Source organism: Cellulosimicrobium cellulans (assembly GCF_001722485.1).
Lineage (GTDB): Bacteria > Actinomycetota > Actinomycetes > Actinomycetales > Cellulomonadaceae > Cellulosimicrobium > Cellulosimicrobium cellulans_A.
The window spans coordinates 1-1,368 of the sequence record NZ_LWGL01000331.1 but is presented as its reverse complement, the minus strand read 5'-3'; the positions used below and the strand labels follow the sequence as shown (position 1 = coordinate 1,368).

1 protein-coding gene is annotated in these 1,368 nt (G+C 73.5%); it reads left to right on the top strand.

The window, feature by feature from the left end; genetic code table 11:
* Positions 1-173 precede the first annotated feature (173 nt).
* Positions 174-998 carry a biotin-dependent carboxyltransferase family protein gene (locus JZ5iCDA_RS19285; protein ID WP_253182146.1) on the top strand — a complete coding sequence of 275 codons (825 nt, stop codon included), beginning with the start codon at positions 174-176 and terminating at the stop codon, positions 996-998.
* Positions 999-1,368: the final 370 nt, after the last annotated feature.

The following is a 1,368-nucleotide window of genomic DNA, read 5'->3' as shown; positions in this document are numbered from 1 at the left end:
GGTCATCACGCAGTTCGACTACCCGACGTCCGAGGGCCTCGGCCTCATCAAGATGGACTTCCTCGGGCTGCGCAACCTCACGATCCTCGAGGACGCGCTCGAGAACATCGTGATGAACGGGGCCGCTGACCCTCGTCGAGGACGGTGGTCGGCCGGGGCTCGGCGCGATCGGGGTGGGACGGTCAGGGGCGGCGGACCGCGCGGCGTCCGCGCTCGCGAACCGGCTCGTCGGCAACGAGCCCGACGCCGCACTGCTCGAGGCGACCCTCGGCGGGCTGGTGCTGCGTGCCGAGAGGACCGTGCTCGTCGCCCTGACCGGCGCGACGGCACCGTCGACCGTGGATGGCGTGCCCGTGGGCCCGGGTGTGCCGCTGCGCGTGCCGGCCGGTGCCGTCCTCCGGCTCGGGACGCCGTCGCGAGGCCTGCGGTCCTACGTCGCGGTGCGCGGCGGTGTGCTCGTCCCGCCGGTCCTCGGGGCGCGGTCGCACGACGTCCTGTCGGGCATCGGCCCACGCCCGCTCCGTGCGGGGGACGCGCTCGGGGTGGGGGCCGCGCCGCAGGCGTGGCCGCCGGTCGACGGGGCACCGATCCGGCACCCCGCCGGGGAGCTGCGCCCGGGCGAGAGGGAGCCGTCGCTGCACGTGCTGCCGGGACCGCGCCCTGAGTGGTTCGGCACGGACGCCTGGAGCGCGCTCGGCGCGCTCCGCACCGTGAGCGCGGACAGCAACCGGGTCGCCCTGCGACTCGACGGGCCGCCCGTGCCGCGGGTGCCGGGCGACCTGCCCACCGAGGGGCTCGTGCGCGGCGCGATCCAGGTGCCGCCCGACGGGCGCCCGGTGCTGTTCCTCGCCGACCACCCGGTCACGGGCGGCTACCCGGTGATCGGCGTCCTCGCGGAGGACGACGTCGACCGCGCGGCCCAGCTGAGACCAGGGGACCGGCTCCGGCTCCGTCCCCGCGCGACAACCGGCGGCAGCGAGGAGACGACCGGGGCGTGACCGCCGCGTGAACGCCGGGTGAGCCGGGTCACCGGCCACCGGCTTGACCCTCGTCCGCCGGGCCGCGTAATGTTCTGGATGTCGGCCCGACAGGGAGGAACAGACACCGCGACGGTGGCTGGTCCCGGGGCCGGAATCCTCTTCCGTTGGGTGGCCGTCGGCCTCCCGTTCGGAGACCTCACAGCACGACCACGGCGACGAGCCGGGGTTGAGGAGCCGCGAGGGATCGGGTAGAGTGAAGAGGTTGCCCCAAGCGAGGTTGGGCCTGATGGTCTGGCTGAGTTGGTGTGTGTCGGTTGTTTGAGAACTCAACAGTGTGCTTGTTAGTCAATGCCAAATTTTTTGTCCTCGTGGGCATGGCTGGCTGGCT